At 32.1% G+C, this 23,048-nt stretch carries 16 protein-coding genes; all 16 read left to right on the top strand.

Annotation, left to right across the window (positions count from 1 at the left end):
- The first annotated feature begins 134 nt into the window (after nt 1-134).
- Complete coding sequence (locus JEY78_RS02365; protein WP_291846482.1) at nt 135-1,706, top strand: class I SAM-dependent DNA methyltransferase; 1,572 nt, start codon at nt 135-137, stop codon at nt 1,704-1,706.
- Nucleotides 1,703-2,545, top strand: a complete 843-nt coding sequence (locus JEY78_RS02360; protein ID WP_291846480.1) for a KilA-N domain-containing protein — start codon at nt 1,703-1,705, stop codon at nt 2,543-2,545. The genes JEY78_RS02365 and JEY78_RS02360 overlap by 4 nt, the downstream gene beginning before the upstream one ends.
- The gene (locus JEY78_RS02355) at nt 2,538-3,668 is read left to right on the top strand and encodes a restriction endonuclease subunit S (RefSeq protein ID WP_291846478.1); all 1,131 of its coding nucleotides are present in this window, start codon (nt 2,538-2,540) and stop codon (nt 3,666-3,668) included. The genes JEY78_RS02360 and JEY78_RS02355 overlap by 8 nt, the downstream gene beginning before the upstream one ends.
- Before the next feature lie 6 nt (nt 3,669-3,674).
- Entirely contained in the window at nt 3,675-4,532 is an 858-nt protein-coding gene (locus tag JEY78_RS02350; RefSeq protein WP_291846476.1) for an HAD family hydrolase, read from the top strand.
- Nucleotide 4,533: 1 nt separating this feature from the next.
- Complete coding sequence (locus tag JEY78_RS02345) at nt 4,534-6,048, top strand: RNA-binding domain-containing protein (protein WP_291846474.1); 1,515 nt, start codon at nt 4,534-4,536, stop codon at nt 6,046-6,048.
- A gap of 10 nt (nt 6,049-6,058) precedes the next feature.
- On the top strand, nt 6,059-9,199 hold the full coding sequence (locus JEY78_RS02340) for a type I restriction endonuclease subunit R (RefSeq protein WP_291846473.1): 3,141 nt from the start codon (nt 6,059-6,061) through the stop codon (nt 9,197-9,199).
- 630 nt (nt 9,200-9,829) lie between these two features.
- Nucleotides 9,830-10,975 carry a hypothetical protein gene (locus JEY78_RS02335; RefSeq protein ID WP_291846471.1) on the top strand — a complete coding sequence of 382 codons (1,146 nt, stop codon included), beginning with the start codon at nt 9,830-9,832 and terminating at the stop codon, nt 10,973-10,975.
- Nucleotides 10,976-11,394: 419 nt separating this feature from the next.
- Nucleotides 11,395-11,706: a DUF6660 family protein gene (locus JEY78_RS15750; RefSeq protein ID WP_367158763.1), complete on the top strand. Its 312-nt coding sequence runs from the start codon at nt 11,395-11,397 to the stop codon at nt 11,704-11,706.
- Nucleotides 11,707-11,781: 75 nt separating this feature from the next.
- Complete coding sequence (locus tag JEY78_RS02330) at nt 11,782-16,164, top strand: CusA/CzcA family heavy metal efflux RND transporter (protein ID WP_291846469.1); 4,383 nt, start codon at nt 11,782-11,784, stop codon at nt 16,162-16,164.
- 1 nt (nt 16,165) lies between these two features.
- Nucleotides 16,166-17,377 (top strand): efflux RND transporter periplasmic adaptor subunit, encoded by a 1,212-nt coding sequence (locus JEY78_RS02325; protein ID WP_291846467.1) that lies wholly within the window; start codon nt 16,166-16,168, stop codon nt 17,375-17,377.
- Between the two features lie 11 nt (nt 17,378-17,388).
- A complete protein-coding gene (locus JEY78_RS02320) occupies nt 17,389-17,727 on the top strand; it encodes a P-II family nitrogen regulator (protein WP_134248645.1) in 339 nt (112 codons plus the stop codon).
- Between the two features lies 1 nt (nt 17,728).
- Nucleotides 17,729-18,145, top strand: coding sequence for a Fur family transcriptional regulator (locus JEY78_RS02315; protein ID WP_291846466.1), 417 nt, complete (start codon nt 17,729-17,731; stop codon nt 18,143-18,145).
- A gap of 51 nt (nt 18,146-18,196) precedes the next feature.
- Entirely contained in the window at nt 18,197-20,146 is a 1,950-nt protein-coding gene (locus JEY78_RS02310) for a heavy metal translocating P-type ATPase (RefSeq protein ID WP_291846465.1), read from the top strand.
- A gap of 64 nt (nt 20,147-20,210) precedes the next feature.
- On the top strand, nt 20,211-20,795 hold the full coding sequence (locus JEY78_RS02305; protein WP_291846464.1) for an isoprenylcysteine carboxylmethyltransferase family protein: 585 nt from the start codon (nt 20,211-20,213) through the stop codon (nt 20,793-20,795).
- 1,273 nt (nt 20,796-22,068) lie between these two features.
- Nucleotides 22,069-22,473: a hypothetical protein gene (locus JEY78_RS02300; protein ID WP_291846462.1), complete on the top strand. Its 405-nt coding sequence runs from the start codon at nt 22,069-22,071 to the stop codon at nt 22,471-22,473.
- Nucleotides 22,474-22,565: 92 nt separating this feature from the next.
- Nucleotides 22,566-22,967: a DUF2493 domain-containing protein gene (locus tag JEY78_RS02295; RefSeq protein WP_291846460.1), complete on the top strand. Its 402-nt coding sequence runs from the start codon at nt 22,566-22,568 to the stop codon at nt 22,965-22,967.
- Nucleotides 22,968-23,048: the final 81 nt, after the last annotated feature.

Genomic DNA, 23,048 nt, shown 5'->3' with positions numbered 1-23,048 from the left:
ATTTACCACAATTCTCCAGGCTAATAGTCAATTACTATCAGTATGTCAATGTATTTTTAATAGTTTCTATTCTAAAAAACAAATGACAAGCATTAACAAAAACTCATAAAAATTAGCAGAATTTAAAAACTATAATGGCAAAACAAAATACTCCAAATCCAAAATCAAAAAATATAGAAGAAACACTTTGGCAATCTTGCGACAAATTAAGAGGTTCAGTAGAGCCTTCAGAATACAAGCACGTTGTTTTAGGATTGATATTCCTAAAATTTGCAAGCGATAAATTTGAAGAACGCAAAGCTGAATTAATTGCTGAAGGGAAAGAGAAATATGTAGAAATGAAAGAATTCTACAATATGAATAACGTGTTCTTTTTAGAAGAAATTTCAAGATGGAGTTTTATAAGCAAGAATGCAAAGCAAAATGACATTGCATTAAAAATCGACACAGCCTTACATACCATAGAAAAAGACAACCCAGCTTTAAAAGGTGCTTTACCCGATAATTATTTTTCTCGTTTAGGACTAGACAAATCCAAACTAGCTTCCTTAATCGATAAAGTGAATGAGATAAATACCCTGGAAGATGAAGAGCAAGATATTGTTGGGCGTGTTTATGAATATTTCTTAAGAAAATTTGCCATTAAAGAAGGGAAAGGAAAGGGAGAATTCTACACTCCGAAAACCATTGTAAACCTAATTGCAGAATTAATTGAGCCGTATAAAGGTATTATTTACGATCCAGCTTGTGGTTCTGGAGGAATGTTTGTGCAATCTATAAAGTTTATTGAGAACCATCAAGGGAACAAACAAGAAGTTTCTATTTACGGTCAGGAATACACAAAAACAACCTATAAACTGGCAAAAATGAACTTGGCAATTCGTGGGATTTCAGCCAATTTAGGAGAAAAAGATGCAGATACTTTTGCAAACGACCAACATAAAGACTTAAAAGCCGACTTTATTATGGCAAATCCTCCCTTTAACCAAAAAGACTGGAGAGCTGAAAACGAATTATTAGACGATCCACGTTGGAGAGGGTATGATGTACCTCCAAAAAGCAATGCTAATTATGGTTGGATTTTGAATATGGTTTCTAAACTATCCGAAAATGGTGTAGCAGGTTTTATATTGGCTAACGGAGCCTTATCTGGTGGTGGTGAAGAATATAAAATTAGAAGAAAATTAATTGAGAATAACCTAGTAGAAGCAATCATTATTATTCCAAGAAATACGTTTTATACTACTGATATTAGCGTTACGCTGTGGATTCTCAATAAAAATAAAAAAGAAAGAACGACCGAAATTAACGGTAAACAAAAAAGCTACCGAAATCGTGAAAAAGAAATCTTATTTATGGATTTACGCCGTTGGGGTAGCGAATACGAAAAGAAATTTATTGAATTATCAACCGATGATATTGAAAAAATAGCTGAAAATTATCACAATTGGCAACAAACCGATTATAATACGACCTACAAAGACATTCCTGAATTTTGTAAATCTGCTAGTTTTAAGGATTTGGAAGCAAATGACTTTTCTTTAGTACCAAGTAAATACATAGAGTTTGTAGATGGTGATAGCGGTATTGACTTTGATACCGAAATGAAACGCATACAAAAAGAATTTAAAGTATTAATCCAGGAAGAAAAGGAGTCACAGGAGCAATTGATTAATGCGTTCAAAACCCTTGGATACGAATTATGAGTAAGAAAAATATAAAAATAGAAGTTCAGGGAAGTGAAATAACCGTAATCAACACCAATGAACAAGATTATATTTCGTTGACTGATATTGCTAAACATAAAACGGATGATACAAGTGCTGTTATTGCAAATTGGATGCGTAACCGTAATACTATTGAATTTTTAGGTATTTGGGAAACACTTTATAACCCAGATTTTAAACCCCTCGAATTCGAGGGGTTTAGAAATAAAGCGGGTTTAAATGCCTTTACACTTTCTCCACAAAAATGGGTAAATACAACCAACGCCAAAGGATTTATTGTTAAAGCAGGAAGATATGGTGGAACGTATGCCCATAAAGACATAGCTTTTAAATTTGCTAGTTGGATTTCCGTTGAATTCGAACTGTATATTATAAAAGAATTTCAACGATTAAAAGAAGAAGAAAAAAAACTTGTTGGCTGGTCAGCCAAAAGAGAGTTGGCAAAAATCAATTACCGCATTCATACTGATGCAATAAAAGAAAACCTAATTCCTCAAAACCTGAGTAAAATACAAATCTCATTTGTGTATGCCAATGAAGCAGATATTTTAAATATGGCACTTTTTGGAAAAACAGCAAAACAATGGAAAGACGAAAACCCAAATGAAAAAGGAAATATGCGTGATTATGCCAATATTAGCCAATTGGTATGTCTAGCCAATCTCGAAAATTTAAATGCAGTATTTATCAATGATGGTTTGCCGCAAAACAAACGTTTACTAAAACTTAACCAAATAGCCATTTCGCAAATGAAAATTCTGTTACAGGATAAATCTACAAATCTTTTGTCTAACATAAATGAGGAAGTAGATGAGTAATTTTAAACAGTTGGGCGCCTACATACAATTGGTTGATAATCGCAACAAAGATTTAGCGGTTACTAATTTGTTGGGAATAAATATCACCAAAAACTTTATGACTTCTGTTGCCAATGTTTCTGGAACTGATTTATCAAAGTATAAAATCATTCAGAAAGGCCAGTTTGCTTATTCTGCTATGCAAGTTGGAAGAGATGAAACCATTCGTTTAGCTCTTTATACTGAAAATGAACCTGCAATTATTTCACCGGCTTATTTAGTTATTGAATCAAAAGATGAAAACGAGTTGTTATCAGAATATATGATGATGTGGTTTCAACGACCAGAATCTGACAGATATGGTTGGTTTATTAGCGATAGTAGTGTGCGTGCCAGTTTAGATTATGATAGACTTTGCGAAATTGAAATTCCAATCCCAAATATAAATGAACAACGTAAATATGTTGCGCTATACAATGGCTTACTTACCAACCAAAAAACCTATGAAAACAGTTTAGAGGATTTGCAATTGATTTGCGACACCTATATTGAAGATTTAATAAAAAAAGAAGAACCAAAATTACTTGGAGAATATATTCAACAATCTGATGAAAGAAATTCAGATTTGAAGGTTTCGTTTTTGCAAGGTGTATCAACCTCTAAAGTTTTAATAGAATCAAAAGCAAACATCTCAGGTGTTAGTTTTCATAACTATAAAATTGTCCGTAATGGTCAATTTGTTTATGTTGCCGATACTTCAAGAAGAGGTGATAAAATAGCCTTAGCAATGAATAGTTCTGAAGATTGTATTGTTTCCGCAATTTATACAGTTTTTGAAGTTAAAAATACTAAAGATTTACTACCCGAATATTTATATTTATTTTTCCAACGTACCGAGTTCGACCGCTATGCACGTTTTAACTCTTGGGGAAGCGCTAGAGAAACTTTTGATTGGGTAGATATGTGTAATGTGAAATTGCCCATTCCAAGTATTAAAATACAAGAAGCCATTGTTACCATTTATCATACCTTAGAAACACGCAAACGTATCAACGAGCAGTTAAAAAACACCATAAAACCATTGTGTCCTGTTTTAATGCGTGGGGTGGTGGAGAGTATGACAAATTTAAGAATTAAAAAATAAAACATTATGACTAAAACAAAAATTGCATTCATTTATGATTTTGACAAAACGCTCTCTCCAAAAGATATGCAGGAATACTCTTTCCTCCCGGATATTGGAATCTCAGCAAAAGAATTTTGGAAAGAAGTCAATAGTGAATCGAAAGAGCAAAAGTCCGACAACATTATTACTTATATGCAGTTGATGATTGAGAAAGCTACGTCTAATAATAAAGAAAACGAGTTAACGAGAAATGCATTAAAGGAAAAGGGCAGAAATATAGAATTATTTGAAGGTGTAGAAAATTGGTTTGAGTTAATAAATCAATATTCCAAAGAGAAAAACGCTACCATTGAACATTATATAATATCAGCAGGTAATAAGGAAATACTTGAAGGTACATCAATAGCCAATAATTTTAAAAAAATATATGGTTGTTCTTTTAGGTTTGATAAAAATAATGTTGCGAAATCAGCTGGTTTAGCCATAAACTATACTAATAAAACTCAATTTATTTTTAGAATTAATAAAGGTCTTTTAGATGAGTCTGATAATTCAAAAATAAATAAGTATACGCCTGAAGATGAAAGACCTATACCTTTCAGTAATATGGTCTACTTTGGAGATGGAGATACAGATATACCTTGTATGAAGCTCGTTAAAGACAAAGGAGGTTATTCTATTGCTGTTTATAAACCTAATTCATCAAGAGCGAAAGCTTCAGAATTATTGAAGGAAGAACGTGTTAACTTTTTTTTCCCTGCTGATTATTCAAAAGGGAAAGAATTAATGAAGAACTGTAAATTAATCATCAACAAGATAGTTGCTCAAACTGAGTTAAAAGAGCTCGAAAAAAAACAATTCAAAGCTGTCAATACGAAATAAAATGCAAGAAACCAACCGTATAGAATACAAACAAATACTAACCGATGCATTAGAAAAAGAAGTAATCGCTTTTTTAAACTATAAAGAAGGTGGTATTATTTATATTGGTATTGATAAAAACGGGAATGTTACAGGTGTTACAGATACTGATGGCGATATGTTAAAAATAAAGGACCGCCTTAAAACCAATATTTCGCCATCTTGTATTGGTTTGTTTGATATTATAAGTGAACAAAAAAACGGGTTGGATATAATTAAAGTTATTATAGCTAGTGGACCAGAGAAACCTTATTTTTTAAAAAAATACGGAATGTCTGAAAAAGGTTGTTTCTTAAGAATAGGAACAGCTTCAGAACCAATGCCTCAAAAAAATATAGACCAATTATATGCTAAAAGAACGCGTAATTCAATAAGTAAAATTAAATCCAACCAACAAAATTTAACTTTTGAGCAATTACATATTTATTACCTAGCTACAGAGGTTAAGTTAAATGGAAAATTTACAACCAATTTAGAATTGCTTACTGTTGAAGGGGCTTTTAACTATGTTGCTTACTTGTTAGCAGATAAAAATGCAGTTTCAATAAAATTAGCAAAATACAAAGGGCTTAACCGTGTTAATTTAATTGAAAATAATGAGTATGGTTACGAATCATTGATAAAAGCAACAAAACAAGTTTTAGATAAAATTGACCTGGAAAATAAAACAAGCGCAGAGATAACATCAAAAGAACGTAAAGAAAATCGTTTATGGAATCCTATTGCATTGAGAGAAGCTATTATCAATGCTTTTGTTCATAACGATTATGCAACTGAAGTACCTCCAAAATTTGAAATTTTTGATGACCGTTTAGAAATCACATCTTCAGGTGGTTTGCCTGAAGGTTTAAGTCAGGAGGAATTTTTTGATGGTTTTTCGGTACCAAGAAATAAACAAATTATGAGGATTTTCAAAGATCTAGATTTAGTGGAGCAACTGGGTTCTGGTATTCCTCGTATTTTGGAGTTCTACTCAAAAGACTGTTTCAAATTCTCAGACAATTTTTTAAGAATGTCTTTTCCTAAAGCGATCACTAGTAATCAAGTTAGTAACCAAGTTAGTAACCAAGTTAGTAACCAAGATAGTAACCAAGTAGATGAATCTAAATATGTCTTAACATATAAGGAATTAACAGAAGCAGTAAACGAACTTGCAAAGGCCATAAATATTGATGTTAATAAAGGTTCTAAATATAGTGACAAAGTAATTGAGAAATATTCCGCAATTGCAAAACAACTTACAAATGAAGAAATTAAGATTCTTAAATATGCATACGCTCCAAAAAAGAAAAAAGAAATATTAGAAGATTGTTTAGGTATAAGTAACCAAACTAAAAATTTTAAACACCATACAGATAGGTTATTAGAGCAAGAATTAATAAGACAAACAATTCCGAACAAGCCTACCAGTAAATTGCAAAAGTATTATACCACTGAAGGTGGAAAAATATGTTTACATCTGTTAGAAAAAAAATAATTGCAAACAAATGAAATTCACAGAAGCCAAATTAGAAGCAGCATTTATAGAACTCTTAGAAAATGAAAGTTTTCCGCACGCTGTTGGAAATTCAATTACTAGAGCTGAAGATGAGGTTTTAATCGAGGAAGACTTACGTCAATTTTTATTAAATCAATATAAAAAAGAAGGCTTAACTCAACTAGAAGTTGATACCATAATATTGCAGTTAAAAACACTTTCTAGTGCCGATTTATACGAAAGTAATAAAACAATAATGCAATGGCTATCCGATGGTTTTATTTTTAAAAGAGAAAATCGCAACCAAAAGGATATTTGGATATATTTAATTGACTATTCTAAACAAAATAAGAATACTTATAAATTTGTAAATCAGTTAGAAATTGTAGGTACTGAAAAAAGAATTCCTGATGGAATCCTATACATTAATGGATTACCTGTTGTAGTGTTCGAATTTAAAACAGCAATTCAAGAAAACTGTACCATTCACAATGCGTATGTACAACTAACAAACCGATATAAAAGAGACATTCCAGAACTCTTTAAATACAATGCTTTTTGTGTAATTAGCGATGGTGTAAACAACAAATCAGGTTCGTTTTTTGCACCGTATGAATTTTATTATGCCTGGAGAAGAGTGGCTGGTTTAGCAAAAGAAGTTGATGGTATTGATAGTATGTTTACGTTAGTTCAAGGAATGCTACAGCAAAACAGGTTACGGGATATTATCCAAAATTTCATTTACATTCCCGATAGTTCTAAAAAAGATGAAAAAATAGTTTGTCGTTATCCACAATACTATGCTGCACGTGCACTATATGATAACATCAAAATTGCACAAAAACCAGAAGGAGATGGAAAAGGTGGTACCTATTTTGGTGCTACAGGATGTGGAAAAAGTTTTACAATGCTTTTTTTAACGCGCTTATTAATGAAAAGCGAGCACTTTGAAAACCCAACAATTGTCCTTATTACCGATAGAACAGATTTAGACGACCAACTTTCAGGTCAATTTACAAATGCAAAAAATTATATAGGAGATAATACAATAATAAGTGTTGAAAGCAGAGCTGAATTAAGAGAATTAGTTCAGGGTAGACAAAGCGGTGGTGTTTTTTTAACAACCATACATAAGTTTACCGAAGATACTGAATTACTTACGAACAGAACAAATGTTATTTGTATTTCTGATGAAGCCCATAGAAGTCAAACAAACCTCGATCAAAAAATTCAAGTAACAGAAAAAGGAGTGAAAAAATCATTTGGTTTTGCAAAATACCTCCACGATTCCTTACCAAATGCTACTTATGTAGGTTTTACAGGTACACCCATTGATGCTACATTAGATGTTTTTGGAAAAGTAGTTGATGCCTATACAATGACTGAATCTGTAAAAGATGAAATTACAGTAAGAATTGTATATGAAGGTCGTGCAGCAAAAATTGCACTTCAAAATAGCGAATTAGAAAAAATTGAAGAATACTACATAGCTGCAGAAGAAGATGGTGCCAACGAATATCAAATAGAAGAAAGTAAAAAGCAATCAGCCAATATGAATGCCATTTTGGGAGATCCTGATAGGTTACAAGCTTTAGCTGAAGATTTTGTAAAGCATTATGAAAACAGAGTAGATGAAGGTGCTACTGTAAAAGGAAAAGCAATGTTTGTTTGTAGTAGCAGAGAAATTGGTTATGAGTTTTATAAGAACTTAATTAAGTTAAGGCCAGAATGGGCAGTTGTAAAAATAGCAGAAGAAGGTGTTGTCTTAACGGATAAAGACAAAAGAGAAATCAAACCTATGGAACGTCTTAAAATGATCATGACTAGAGGAAAAGATGATCCTAAGGAAATGTACGATTTGTTAGGCACTAAAGAATATAGAAAAGAATTAGACAGACAATTTAAAAATGAAAAATCCAATTTTAAAATTGCAATTGTAGTGGATATGTGGCTTACAGGTTTTGATGTCCCATTTTTAGATAGTATGTATATCGATAAGCCTATTCAACAACACAATTTAATTCAAACAATTTCTAGAGTAAATAGAAAATTTAAAGACAAAAATAAAGGCTTAGTTGTTGATTATATTGGGATTAAAAAACAAATGAACCTCGCATTAGCTAAGTATAATAAAGGTGAAGAAGAGAATTTTGAGGATATCCAACAATCTATAGTAGTCGTACGGAATCATTTAGACCTATTGGCTAAAATATTTCACAAATTCAATGGTGAAAAATATTTCAATGGTTCTCCTTTAGAGCAATTGAATACCTTAAATATGGCTTCCGAATATGCGCAACTAACAAAAGAAGTCGAAACACGTTTTATGGGTTTGGTAAAAAGACTCAAAGCGGCATATGATATTTGTGCAGGTAGCGAACAATTAGCTCAAATTGAAAGAGATTACATTCACTTTTATTTAGCAGTAAGGTCTATTGTATTCAAATTAACTAGAGGTGATGCTCCAGATACAGCACAAATGAATGCCAAGGTTAGAGAAATGATTAAAGAGGCACTTCAAAGTGATGGCGTACAGGAGATATTTAAATTAGGAGAAGATAATGAAAAGGAACAAGATATTTTTGATGAAGATTATTTAGCTAAAATTGATAAAATTAAACTACCAAATACCAAGATTAAATTATTACAACAATTACTAGCCAAAGTAATTGGTGAAATGAAAAAAGTGAATAAAATTAAAGGAATTGATTTCACTAAAAAAATGGAAGTATTGGTACAACGTTACAATGAAAGAAAAGAAGATGATGTATTAAGAAGTGAGGTATATGAAGAAATGGCAGAACAGCTCACTAACTTAATTTGGGAGGTTCATAAAGAATTTTCAGCTGGTGATGAATTAGGCATTGACTTTGAAGAAAAAGCATTTTATGATATTTTAAAGGAGCTATGTGTTAAATACGATTTTAGATACCCTGAAGATAAATTAATAGAATTAGCTAAAGCTGTTAAGGATTTAGTTGATGCCCAAGCCAAATTTCCTGATTGGAGCAAAAGAGATGATATAAAAGCAGCCTTAAAAGTTGGTTTGATTTTATTATTAGATGAATTCGGTTACCCACCAGTTGAACGAGATGAGGTGTATCACGATATTTTTGAACAAGCAGAGAATTTTAAAAAGAATAGAAGTTAACCGAATAATTGTGGTATAAATAAGAATTCAAAAATTGCTACGCTATGGCAAACGAAGAAAAAAATTATAAATTTCTCTATTAAGAATCTTAAACCACAACCAAAAGGAACTTTAAAAATTGAACAAACTTTAACCTTGGAAAAAACAGGTATATTAACAATTCATTGTCGCGAATTAAATGGCTTCGGCAGAACAATAATTGAAAAAGTAGATATTAATAATTGGTTAGACTAAACCGCCTTAAATAAATATAACCTTCTATTTTAATTTGGGAAATGATTAATAATTTCGAAATAATTTTTAAGCAAAAAATAAAATATGCAAATATTCTATTTTCTATTTTTTTAGGTCTTAGGAATTATTGTCTTTAATTCTAATATTGCTAAAATAAGTAAAATAAAAAAAGAATTATTGTATTGTATAAAATTATATGTAATATGGAAAGAACAATTGCAGCATTTTCAAGCATTAAAAAGAAAATTCAACTTTTAAATTATGTTAAATTATTATAAGCCGTCAGGTAAGATATCTAGTAAAACTTTTTTTCAATTAATTTTAGGGGTCTTTGTCATTATTCCTTTTATAACAATCCCGTATAGTTTATTACTCTCAAACTTAACAAATATTTTTTTGAAAGGTTTAGTTATTGCTGTTTTTTGCGTTTTTTATATAATTTTCGCAAGTTTTAATAGCTACTTTAGTTATAATAGAAATGTTAAATATGCCTTTTTTGCATCACTTTTTTTAGGTCTATGCCATATATATGTATTTTATGTGGGCTTCTTAAATTACGAACTGTTTATAAATCTTTTTTCTAGTTATGATATTGCTCCAGCACTAAAATCTGGGTATATTTTACTATTCAATTTTCAAAACAATTTTGAAATCTTCCTACAAGCGTATATAGATAACTCTTGGCTCGTTTTCAATGGATACTATAACCTTATTTTCCTTGCATTAGAAGTTGTTTTTATTTTTATATTGGGTGCTTATATGCTAATTGATAGGGCCCGTTCTCCTTATTCTGAATTAAAGGCTGATTGGTATGATGATGAAAAAGAGCTGAAGCCCTTTACTTTTATAGAAAACGTTGACGATTTTACTAAAATGCTCTCATACGGTGCAAATTTTGCATTAAAAAACATTAAAAGGTTATCAGATCCATTGACCCCGCACAGTGTTTTCAAAATTTCGACTTTAAATAATGAACCTTTTTACCTTACAGTTGTGAATGTTAGTAAAGCTCCAGATGAAAAAGAGTATACAATAGTTAAATATGTTTTAATTGACAAAATGTTTATTGAAACGTTATTTTCTATTTTTAAAGGTGAAGTTATTGAAATTAGTGAAATTCCTGCCTTGTTTAATCATTCTAATAGAGTAACTCCAAAAAACTATAATCAAGAAGAGTATGAATCATTTATTAACCTGCAGCTTAATAATTTAAGAAAAAAAGAAACCAGAATATTTTGGGTTGGTGATGAACATCGGACTCATCCGTGGAGTTTAATGGAAGGTGGTTGTACATTGGTGGTTTTATATCAAGATTCAGGTTGTAGAGGCTATGACAAAGTTAAAAGACCAGATGCATACGGTCAAAAAATAACTAGAGATTATATCTCAAATAATTATAATGGCAATAAATTTGGTGATTTAGAAACTTATATTGATGAAATTTTCATAGCTGAAGAAAATTCATTTGTTCTTAAAAGAGTATGGTCTTCTAATTCAGGGTTATCCCCTTGGGAAATTTTGGAGAAATATAGAATTAATTAACTCCCAATTTCCAGCAGTATTCCATTCCGTTGCACTTCATTGCATACAGCTTCCAATTCCGTACAGTAAGAACTTGCTGAAAAAAGCAAGCACTTACTTTTTGCCTTTGCGCATTTGATACGTCATCCTGAACTTGTTTCAGGATCTCATCATAATTCGAACAACTAACAATTCCGTTTCCATAAGAATAGACACAACAATCTACAAACATTCGTGCAGGTAATAAGGTGTTCGTCAATTACTCCATTTAGTTCCATAAAATGCAATTACAAGGGCATCCTATAAAAATCATGATTACGACTGCAGGGAAGCAATCTGTTCCTTATTTAACTAAAAATTTAATCCCTTAACAAAACCATAGGCTCAAAGTTTTTTTGCAACACCATTGCACATATAATTTAACTATATTTGCATTCATAATGAAATTTTCAGCAACCATACTAGCATTATTTATACTCTCATTGTCTGCATTACCTTGCGACGATGTAAGCTATAACAAACAACAATCAGAAACAGTATCTGAAATTGTCAATCTAGACAATCATTCTCATTCAGATATGTGTTCTCCTTTTTGTATGTGTAGTTGTTGTTCTGTTAACATTATCGAACCTTTAAATCATATTGACTATGTGGTGTATGCTGAAATACCTTCAAAAGAATTAGCTACCTTTTATAGCACATCATTCTCCAATAACTATTACTCCAAAATTTACCTCCCTCCCCAAGTTTAAGTTATAAATACAATTTAATCTACTTTCATTTTCGAAGGTTGATTTTAAATATTAACAACTTAATCTTAAAAAACAATGATCGATAAAATCATTCGCTTTTCAATTAATAATAAATTAATTGTAGGCCTATTTATTTTAGTTCTTATAGGGGCTGGAATATATTCAATGTTAACCATAAAACTGGGTTCAGTACCCGATATTACCAATAATCAAGTTCAAATAATTACAGTAGCTCCCAATTTAGGAACGGAAGATATTGAACAATTTGTGACCTATCCTGTAGAGTTGGCAGTTGCCAATTTACCTAGTGTTACAGAATTACGCTCCGTTTCTCGTTTTGGACTTTCAGTAGTAACTATTGTCTTTTCTGATGATATGGGCACTTACCTACCGCGTCAATTGGTTCAAGAAAAATTAACAGCCATTCAAGAAAGTATCCCTGCTGGTTTTGGAAAACCTTTTATGGCACCAATCGCTACTGGCTTAGGCGAAATTTACCAATACTCTATTGTTCCAAAAAAAGGGTACGAAACTAAATACTCACCGTCTGATTTAAGAACCATTCAAGATTGGATTATCAAACGTCAAATGGCATTAGTGCCTGGTGTAGTAGAAATAAACTCTTTTGGAGGAAATGTGAAACAATATGAAATTGCTTTAGACCCAAACAAATTAAACAGTATGGGTATTAGTATCAATGAGGTTTTTGAAGCATTGGAAACCAATAATTCAAATACAGGTGGCGCATATATCGAAAAAAATCACCAAGCAAGCTTTATTCGTGGTGAAGGTCTTGCAAGAAGTTTAACAGACATTGAAAATATTGTTGTAAAAAATGTAGAAAACACCCCTATTTTAATAAAAGATGTGGCTGATGAAGTGCGTTTTGGATCAGCGGTACGTTATGGTGCTTTTACAGAAGACGGACAAGAATCTGTGGGTGGGCAAGTGTTAATGTTAAAAGGCGAAAACCCAAATGAGGTTATAAAAAATGTTCAGAAAAGAATTGCGAATATTCAAAAATCCTTACCAGAAGGTTTAGAAATAAAACCGTTTTTAGACAGGAGCGATTTAATTGCACGTACTACAAGTACCGTTTCTAAAAACTTGATTGAAGGTGCCTTAATTGTAATTTTTGTACTAGTTCTTCTTTTAGGAAGTTTAAGAGGTGGTTTATTAACCGCATCAATTATTCCGCTGTCATTATTATTTGCCTTTATTTTAATGAAAGCAACAGGCGTTTGGGCAAATTTAATGTCCTTAGGAGCTATTGATTTCGGGATTATTGTTGATGGCGCGGTAATTATTGTTGAAGGAACTGTGCATCATATTGAGCAACGTCTCAAGAAAAACAAAAACAACATCACTACTGCTGAAATGGATGAGTTAACCTATAAATCTAGTAGTATGATGATGAATGCTGCTTTTTTCGGACAACTTATCATTCTAATTGTATTTACCCCAATTTTATTTTTAACAGGTGTTGAAGGTAAAATGTTTACACCAATGGCATATACATTTGGATTCGCAGTTTTAGGTGCTTTATTATTGTGTTTAACCTATGTGCCTGTAATGGTTTCTTTATTTATGAAACCAACCCCGCAAGACAAAAATAATATATTTACGCGTACTGAAACTTGGCTAAACAACATTAGCAATAAAGTAATGGCGGCTATTTTTAAAGTGTATAAACCTTTAATACAAGGTGCTTTAAAATTTAAAAAAACCACCATTGCAATAGCTGGCGGACTCTTTATAATTGCAGCATTTATCTTTTCAAATATGGGAGGCGAATTTATTCCAAAATTAGATGAAGGAGACATTGCAATGCAAATTATTATGAAACCTGGTAGTTCATTATCAGAATCTATAAAAGTATCTGAAGAGGTAGAAAAAATTATAAACAATAATTTTCCTGAAGTTATAACTGTTGTTGGTAGAATAGGTGTTGCTGAAATCCCTACCGACCCAATGCCAATGGATATTGCCGATTGCTTTATAATATTAGAAAAAGATATAAATAAATGGACTTCTGCAGAAAGTAAAGCAGAACTAATAGCACTAATGCAAGAAAAATTAAAAACAATTGTGGGTGTGAATTTTATATTTAGCCAACCTGTTGAATTGCGTTTTAATGAACTACTTACTGGTGTTCGTGAAGATGTAGCTATTAAATTATATGGAAATGATTTAGATGTTTTAGCTATAAAAGCAGAAGAAATGGCAAAAATCATACAGACGGTGGATGGCGCTGCTGATGTTCGTGCTGAAGCTACTGAAGGTTTACCGCAAATCACAGTAATTTATCAACGTGAAAAATTAGCCAAATACGGTTTAAACGTCGATAAATTAAATAAATATGTAAGTACCGCTTTTGCCGGTGCAAATGCAGGAATTATTTTTGAAGGAGAAAAACGTTTCGACTTAGTAGTGCGTTTCGCAGCGAATAGCAGAGAGAGTATTGAAGATTTAAAAAATCTCTTTGTAGACCTTCCAAATACAAATACTCAAATACCTTTAAAAGAATTAGCCTATATTAGTTACAAGCCTGGTCCTATGCAAATTTCACGTGACAATACGTATAGAAGAGTTTCTGTAGGTGTAAATGTAAGAGGAAGAGATGTAGCATCTATGGTAGGAGATATTCAGCTAAAACTAGATAAAGAATTGAACTTACCTGAAGGTTATTTTATTGAATATGGTGGGTCTTTTGAAAACTTATTAAGAGCAAAAGAGCGCCTTTCTATTGTTGTTCCTATTGCTTTATTCTTAATATTTATACTACTATACTTTGCATTAAACTCAATAAAACAGGCGGCTATGATCTATATGGCAGTGCCTTTGGCTGCCATTGGTGGTATTTTAAGTTTATCCTTACGTGGTATGCCTTTTAGTATTTCAGCAGGTGTAGGATTTGTAGTTTTGTTCGGTGTAGCGGTTTTAAATGGACTTGTTTTAATAAGTAGATTTAACAGTTTAAAACTGGAAGGAATGACTGACATAAAACTCCGAATATTTACAGCTACTGAAGAAAGGTTAAGACCAATTTTATTGACTGCAATTGCAGCTATTATGGGATTTTTACCAATGGCAATTTCAGCATCAGCAGGTGCAGAAGTACAACGTCCTTTAGCAACAGTTGTTATAGGTGGTTTAATTTCATCAACGCTATTAACCCTTTTAGTAGTGCCAATTCTGTATTACTTTGTTGAAAATGGTACTTCTTTTAAATCAAAACTTAAAATGAAAGATTCTAAAACAACACTTTTAATTATTGGAATGGTGTTTAGTATGGCGTTAAATAAAACCTATGCTCAAACTGCTCCTATAACTATTTCTATTAATGATGCCGTTAAAATAGCAATGGAAAACAATCCTACAATAAAAGGTGCTCATTTAGAAATTGAAAAACAACAAAACTTAAAAAAATCAGCTTTTGATTTAGATAAAACGGCAATTTCCTATACAAAAGGACAATTAAACGGACTTCAACAAGATTATAATGTAAGTATTTCACAAGATTTTAAATTTCCAACACTGTATGGAACGCAAGCTAAATTACAAGCTGATAAAATTAAACTGAGTGAAACCAATTTAAGTGTTGAAAAAAATAAGTTAGAAAGTGCTGTAAGGGCTGCCTATTTAGAGTTGTGGTTTGTGCAAAACAAAGCTAATTTAATTGCTAATCTGGAAAAAGAGTATGAAAATTTCGCCTTAATTGCTGAAAAAAAATACGCACTTGGAGAAACGAATTTAATAGAAAAAATTGCTGCAGAGGGTAAAAAAGAAGGCATTAGATTATTAAAATCTAATGTAGAGTTAGACATTAAAAGTGTAACCAAGCGATTGCAATCATTAATGAATAGCGATGCTTCCTTTGAAATTTCAAACAAAAATTTAGAAAAAATCCCTTTTGAAGCTACCATCGAAGAAAATTCAGATAATCCAATGCTTTTATCGCTTCAAAATGAAATAGCAGTGAAAGAAAGAGAACATAAATTAGAGAATGCAAAATTTCTTCCAGACCTATCTGCAGGTTATTTCAATCAACAAATTGAGGGTGTTAAAAATTTCTCAGGATTTGAAATAGGTATTAAAATCCCTTTGTTTTTTAGAGCACAACAAGGTAAATCTCAGGCAGCCAAAAAAGATGCTGAAATAGCTTCATTAAACTATCAGCAATCTAAATTAGATTTAAATGCGCTCCTGAAAACAAAACTCAATGAATATGATAAGCAAAAAGCTGCTTTAGCCTATTATAATTCAACAGGTATTTTATTAGCCGATAAGCTATTTTCATCTGCTATTAAAGCATACAAAGAAGGAGAAATTGGCTATGTAGAATATATGGCTCTTTTAGAACAATCGATGGAAATAAGAAGCAATTATTTAAACGCTCTTAATCTTTACAATCAAACAGTTAACGAAATTAATTACCTAACAGGAAAATACAATTAAGATGAAAAATATTTTAAAAATAAGCACGCTTTTGATACTTATTCTAACCATTATAAGTTGTGGAAATAACGAGTCAAAACATACAGAAGGAGACGACCATAAAAATGAACATTCCGAAGAGGAAGGTCATAATGAAGGAGAAGAAACCCCTAATAAAGTAGCCTTAAAATTAAACCAGTTAGAAATAATGGGCATAGAGTTAGGCAATCTTAGTCAATTAAATTTAGGTGCTTCATTAAAGGTAAATGGTCAATTAGAATTACCTCCTCAAAATATGGCAAGTGTTAGTGCTATAATAGGCGGTCGCGTACAAAGTGTTGCAGTAGTTGAAGGAGATTTTGTGAAAAAAGGTCAAATAATTGCAACATTAAACAATCCCGAAATTATTTCAATGCAACGTGCCTATCTAGCTGCTAAAAGTAATTTAACCTATTTAGAAAAAGATTATGGAAGAAAAAAAGAATTAGAAAAAGATGGAATTACTTCTGCACGCGCATTTCAAGAAGCTGAGGCTGCTTATTTGAACGCCAAAGCCGATTTAAATGCCGCTAAAGCTACGCTAAATCTTATGGGTATGAACATTGCTGCTATTGAAAAAGGAGTCATTGTTGCATCAATTCCTGTAATCGCACCAATTCAAGGTTTTATTCAAAAAATTGAAATTAATATTGGAAAATCTGTTGCGCCTGAACAAGAAATGTTTGAAATTGTAGATAATAATTTCTTACACTTAGGTTTAAATGTTTTTGAAAAAGACATTGAAAAATTAAGCATCGGTCAAAAAATTGCGTTTACACTTTCAACCAGACCTAATAAAATGTATGAAGCTGAAATTTTTGCTTTAGGAAAAGCTTTTGATTTAGATACCAGATCTGTTAAAGTACACGCTAAAATTATTGGTACACACGAAGGCTTGCTAACAGGTATGTTTGTAGAAGCCAGAATTTCAACAGATAGCAAATTAGTTGCCGCGCTACCCGATGAAGCATTTGTAAATGAAAAGGGATTGGATTATATTTTTGTTCAAATAGAAAAGGATGAAGATGATCTTGTACTTGAAAAAATTCAAGTAATTAAGGGCGTTTCGGATTTAGGATTTTCAGAAGTACAGTTTTCCAATCCTATGGAGAAAAACATCTTAATAGTTACAAAAGGTGCATATTATGTAAATTCTGAGCTTAACAAGGGCGAATTTGAGGGACACGACCATTAAAATATTTTAAAATGAAAGAAATTAAAGCATTTATAAAACCTACAAAATTAGAAAATGTTGTAGAAGCTCTTAAAGAGAATGGATTTGAAAGTGTTACATTATCTGAATGTGAAGGAACAGGCGCTTATAAAAGAGAAGATTCAGTACCTTCGTTAAAATTTCATTTTGCAGACAGCAAGGTGATTAAATTAGAATTGATTTGTCAAAATGAAGAAGTTAAAAAAGCAGTTAAAATAATTTGTGAAAACGCAAAAACCCCTTATCCAGCCGATGGTATTATTTATGTCTCTGATGTGAATGATGCTTATAAGATAAAAACAGGGAAGTCAATAAAAAAAATTGATTTTTAATATGATTGAATTAGAACAAATATTAAAGAAAAATAACGTAAAACCAACAGCAATGCGACTGTTGGTTTTACAATTTCTTTTAAATAAAAAATCCGCTATTAGCCTTACCGATGTTGAAGAGTATTTTGTTAAATCCGACAGAACTACATTGTACCGCACCTTAAAAACATTTGTTGAAAGTGAATTAGCTCATAAAATTGACGATGGAACAGGCGTTACAAAATACGCTTTATGCGAAGAAAATTGTCATTGTGAAATTGACACTGATTTACATCTGCACTTTCATTGCAAATTATGTAATGAAACTAGTTGTTTAACAGACCACAAAATACCAAACATAAGTTTACCTAAAAATTTTATTGCTGAAGATGTAAATCTCGTTGTAAAAGGCATTTGCAACAAATGCAATTCAAATTAATGCACTTCCATTGCATACACTATTTACTTAATTTTGACTTAAATAGTTCAAATGATGAGTAAAGACAACGAATGCCAAGATGGCGCCTGTGCAATAGATTATACAAAAGATACCACTGTATCTAATAAGACTTTAGCCATAAACAAAGCGTATATAATTCCAATAATTAGTTTGCTTTTTCTTGTGTTGGGTATTGGTTTTGATTTTTTTGAAGTTCCTTTTTTTAGAGCACCTATTCCTTTAATTTGGTTTGGTGTAATTTATATGCTTATTGGTGGTCCTGTTCTTTTAAAAGCTGTAAAATTAATCGTTAAAGGATCAATATACAATGAGTTTGTTCTAATGTCGGTTGCAACCTTAGGTGCATTTTTAATTGGCTCCTATGAAGAAGGTGTTGCTGTTATGCTGTTTTATGTAGTAGGAGAACTATTTCAAGAAAGTGCAGTCAACAAAGCCAAACGATCTATTGAAGCCTTGTTAAAAGTTCAGGTTGAAGAAGTAACAATTATTGAGAATGAATTAACCTTCGTAAAACATCCCAAAGATGTTAAAATTGGTCAAATAATAAGGGTTAAAGCAGGCGAAAAAATAGCTTTAGATGGCGAATTAATTTCAAATGATGCCATTTTAAATACAGCTGCATTAACAGGAGAATCCGTTCCTAAAAACAGTAAGAAAGGAGAGCAAGTGCTAGCAGGAATGGTAAATCTTACCAAAGTCATAGAAATAAAAGTTACCAGTAAATTTGAAGACACCAAACTCTCTAAAATTCTTAAATTGGTGCAAGAGGCAGTTGGTAAAAAAGCAAAGACCCAACTTTTAATTAGTCGTTTAGCTAAAATTTATACCCCAATTGTTTTTTGGTTGGCAATTGCATTAGTTATAGTACCCTACTTTTTTCTTGGGGATAATTATATATTTCAAGTTTGGTTACAACGTGCCTTAATATTCCTAGTAATATCGTGTCCTTGTGCCTTGGTAATTTCTATACCACTTGGATATTTTGGTGGAATAGGTGCAGCATCACAAAATGGTATTTTATTTAAAGGTTCTAATTATTTGGATTTAATAACCAAAGTAGATACTGTGGTTATGGATAAAACAGGCACTTTAACAAAAGGTGTTTTTGAAGTTCAGGAAATTGTAACCTCAAACATTGATAAGAATTTATTTTTAGAATTAGTAGCTGTCTTAGAATCCAATTCTACACATCCCATTGCACAAGCAATTGTCAATTATGTAAAAATTGATAACTCAAAATTAAAAGCAACGGCTATTGAAGAAATTTCAGGGTATGGAATGAAAGGGCAAATTGGGGAGTATGAAGTTTTGGCTGGTAATTCTAAATTGTTACAAAAATTCAAGATTCCTTTTGATGAAGCCATAGATTCAAATGATAAAACAATTGTTGTTGTTGCCATAAACCAGCTATATGCAGGATATATTACTATTTCTGATACCTTAAAAGAGGATGCTCTAAAGGCAATTATCAATTTACATAAAATCCCAAAAATAATTGAAGTAGTAATGCTTTCGGGCGATAAACAAGCAGTTGTTGACACCATTGCAAATAAATTAGGAATTGATAAGGCAATAGGAGATTTACTTCCTGAAGATAAAATTTCAGAAGTAGAAAAATTAAAAGCAATGGGAAGAACAATTGCTTTTATAGGCGATGGAATTAATGATGCTCCTGTAATTACAATAGCTGATGTAGGTATGGCAATGGGAGGTTTAGGAAGTGATGCAGCCATTGAAACTGCCGACGTTGTAATACAAACCGATCAACCTTCAAAAATTGTAACTGCTATTCAAATCGGAAATGCAACCAACAAAATTATATGGCAAAACATCTGGTTGGCGTTGAGTGTAAAAATACTGGTACTAATTCTTGGTGCTTGGGGAATGGCAACAATGTGGGAAGCTGTTATTGCCGATGTAGGAGTTGCATTATTAGCCATTTTAAATGCAGTTCGTATTCAAAAAATGAAGTGGAATTAAATAAATCAATTTACTTTTAGAGAATAAATATCTCTGCAAATTATAAAGGAAAACGATATAAGAAATGATAGAAAAAATATATTTAGGGCTCATACTTGTGTTTTTTATTCTTGCTTTTGCAATTAGAAATATAAAGACATATTTAGCTACAAAGCAATCCATAAGAGGAAAATCATTAAAATTATCAATGTCGATTTTAATTTCGTCAATTATGTACGTATTAATAATACTCCGTTTAACATTACTTGAACCTAAATGGTTTATTGAAATTGACATATCAGAATACGCTTGGGTTAAAACATTAGGGTTTGGACTTGTTTTTATTGGTTTTATGGTAGGTGTTTTTGCACTAATTGAAATGAAAAATTCTTGGAGAGTAGGTATAAAATATGATCAAGAAACCAAATTAATTACAACAGGAATTTATAGCATTAGTCGAAACCCTTATTTTTTATCTTATAACATTCTTTTTTTAGGATACATTCTAATTTTTCCTTCTATTATCTTAATCGTTTTATATGTGCTACTCGTAGCCATTTTTCATAAAATGATTTTGGAGGAAGAGGGATATTTACAGTCTGTGCATAAAATAAATTACATAGAATACAAAAGAAAAGTCAACCGATATTTAACAATAAACTTAAAATAATTTAAGATTCATTTCAACGTTTTTGTTGCCATTGTGTTATAAATAAAATCCCCATTTCCAGCAGTATTCCGTTCCGTTGCACTTCACTAAATACAGCTTCCAATTCCGCTTATAAAAGCTTTCCGATGGTCAGCATTTATCTTTGCCTTTGCGCTTTTTAAATCCATTTTCATAAGAATAGACACAACAAACTACAAACATTCGTGCAGGTAATAAGGTGTTCGTCAATTGCTCCATTTTGTTCCATAAAATACAATTAAAAACGCTCCTTTGTCGCATTTGTACTTGTCGTTCATTGCACTACAATTTGTGCTCCAGTGGGTGCTCATTGTAGCGCATTCACTTATTTTATTGCACACATTCCACGCATTCCTCACCCACAGCTATTTTTTGCACCCAAACCCTTTAATGTTTTGCTTCGCAAGTCATTTTATTGGGTACAACCGCTGTTTCATAATTTTGGCTCGCCTGCTGCTCACTCCGGGCTAATCGGGTTGTCACAGTTTTTGCAGTACCTACTTCAGAATGAGAAAATCCATTTTGCATATAATTTAATCACTCCTTATCACTCGCGATTAAACCATATTGCAAACACACACAAGAGCAAGATATTTCGTTCATCATTTCTCGTTTTGGCACTTCGCTAATCCAACAGAATTAATAATTAGCATTCTATCAAACCAACAACTTAAAACAATCAGTTCTCAACCAAAAGCGAAGTACACAGCACGCTGCATTCTTCACTTCATATCTTGCACTTGCCTTTTCCACCTCATACATTTGATTGTAAAAAAAGTAGGCAAAAACAGCGCCAACCCTGCGTGTGCCACGTAGTTGTTGCACGCACTTATGCTGAAAAAGCAACGTGCTTTTGCCCCAACACCCTTCGTTCAACTCGCCTGGCGGCTCGCCTAAATGCTATCGCATTTGTCGTGCGATTACCTGCGATTGAAACATCTTAAATAAACATAGCAACAATAATTCAAGTATAAAAAAATAAAAAAGATAGCAAAAATCGGTTGTTCCCATCTCCTGCCGCACAACACCTTTCAAGGTCAAGCCCTACGGGTTTTGAAAAAAATATTTTCTTGAATACAAAAAAACTTTTTCTAAAAACCTCATCACCCTCTACCCATCATTCATCCTCAAAATATTTTTCTCAAAAACCTTGACAGGCTACCCCTCACAACCAGTAACATTGCTTTCTTTTTCCTTTTTGTTTCAAAATTTATGTGTGCGGAACGCAGTGAAGCATAACTTTAATTGCGTACCTATGTCTAATTTTGAAATCAAAACTCATCAACTAGGAAGAACCTACAACACACCGCACTTTTTTATCTTATCGAAAGGCCTAAACAGCGGCAGGCCGATGAACCAGCCTTGTCCAAACTGTTTTGTGATTACAACAGCTGCAGAACCTACCCGGGAATCCTTGTATTACTTGTGCTTATCACTTAAAACAGGTCAATACTTCAGTTATTATCTAAAAGGAAGTGTGATTCCATTTATATGTATTTCAGATGCTAAAAAAGTAATAAATGAAGCACTTCAAAATAACCAGAAACAACAATGGAAAATCAAAGTTGAAAAATTGAAGAAAATCAATGCTTTTGAAGAAAATCTCAAGCTACAATTGTCAGTAATCAAGCAATTAAAAATTGCGTTGTTGAGGTCTTAAAATGTTATAAACAAAATGCCTGGCTTTACAGCTAGGTATTTAATAAGTGCTGAACAGTCATCCTGAACTCGGTCACTGAGCGGAGTCGAAGTGTGATTCAGGATCTCACCATCATAAAACAAAAACAATCTATGAAAATTATTATTGCCGGAAGCCGAAGCTTCACCGACTACAAAAAACTATGTGAAATTTGTGACAACATTCTCCAGGATCAAACCGATGTTGAAATTGTAAGTGGAGCTTATTACAAAGGAGCTGACTTACTTGGAGAAAAATACGCAGCTGAAAAAGGATTTCGATTAACAAAATTCCCTGCAGATTGGAATAGATTTGGAAAAGCAGCAGGGCCAAAACGCAACGAACAAATGGTAAATTATGCCAATGCCTTAATTGCCTTCTGGGATGGGAAAAGTAAAGGAACTAAACACATGATTGAGGTAGCCAAAAAAGAAAATTTAATAGTCAAGATTATTAATTTTGAAACGTCATCCTGAATTCGGTCACAGAGCGAAGTCTTAGTGTAATTCAGGGCATCCTAAGAAACACGTCACCCTGAACTTGTTTCAGGGTCTCAA

This window comes from Lutibacter sp. (assembly GCF_016342705.1).
GTDB lineage: Bacteria > Bacteroidota > Bacteroidia > Flavobacteriales > Flavobacteriaceae > Lutibacter.
Note: the sequence above shows the minus strand (reverse complement) of the source record. Positions and strands in the feature narration are given on the sequence as shown.

What these genes read in the sequence shown, in the direction of transcription:
- JEY78_RS02310 (WP_291846465.1), top strand. Translation starts at nt 18,197, where the DNA reads ATGATGAGTAAAGACAACGAATGCCAAGATGGCGCCTGTGCAATAGAT.
- JEY78_RS02350 (WP_291846476.1), top strand. Translation starts at nt 3,675, where the DNA reads ATGACTAAAACAAAAATTGCATTCATTTATGATTTTGACAAAACGCTC.
- JEY78_RS02355 (WP_291846478.1), top strand. Translation starts at nt 2,538, where the DNA reads ATGAGTAATTTTAAACAGTTGGGCGCCTACATACAATTGGTTGATAAT.
- JEY78_RS15750 (WP_367158763.1), top strand. Translation starts at nt 11,395, where the DNA reads ATGAAATTTTCAGCAACCATACTAGCATTATTTATACTCTCATTGTCT.
- JEY78_RS02330 (WP_291846469.1), top strand. Translation starts at nt 11,782, where the DNA reads ATGATCGATAAAATCATTCGCTTTTCAATTAATAATAAATTAATTGTA.
- JEY78_RS02315 (WP_291846466.1), top strand. Translation starts at nt 17,729, where the DNA reads ATGATTGAATTAGAACAAATATTAAAGAAAAATAACGTAAAACCAACA.
- JEY78_RS02305 (WP_291846464.1), top strand. Translation starts at nt 20,211, where the DNA reads ATGATAGAAAAAATATATTTAGGGCTCATACTTGTGTTTTTTATTCTT.
- JEY78_RS02300 (WP_291846462.1), top strand. Translation starts at nt 22,069, where the DNA reads ATGTCTAATTTTGAAATCAAAACTCATCAACTAGGAAGAACCTACAAC.
- JEY78_RS02360 (WP_291846480.1), top strand. Translation starts at nt 1,703, where the DNA reads ATGAGTAAGAAAAATATAAAAATAGAAGTTCAGGGAAGTGAAATAACC.
- JEY78_RS02325 (WP_291846467.1), top strand. Translation starts at nt 16,166, where the DNA reads ATGAAAAATATTTTAAAAATAAGCACGCTTTTGATACTTATTCTAACC.
- JEY78_RS02320 (WP_134248645.1), top strand. Translation starts at nt 17,389, where the DNA reads ATGAAAGAAATTAAAGCATTTATAAAACCTACAAAATTAGAAAATGTT.
- JEY78_RS02340 (WP_291846473.1), top strand. Translation starts at nt 6,059, where the DNA reads ATGAAATTCACAGAAGCCAAATTAGAAGCAGCATTTATAGAACTCTTA.
- JEY78_RS02345 (WP_291846474.1), top strand. Translation starts at nt 4,534, where the DNA reads ATGCAAGAAACCAACCGTATAGAATACAAACAAATACTAACCGATGCA.
- JEY78_RS02365 (WP_291846482.1), top strand. Translation starts at nt 135, where the DNA reads ATGGCAAAACAAAATACTCCAAATCCAAAATCAAAAAATATAGAAGAA.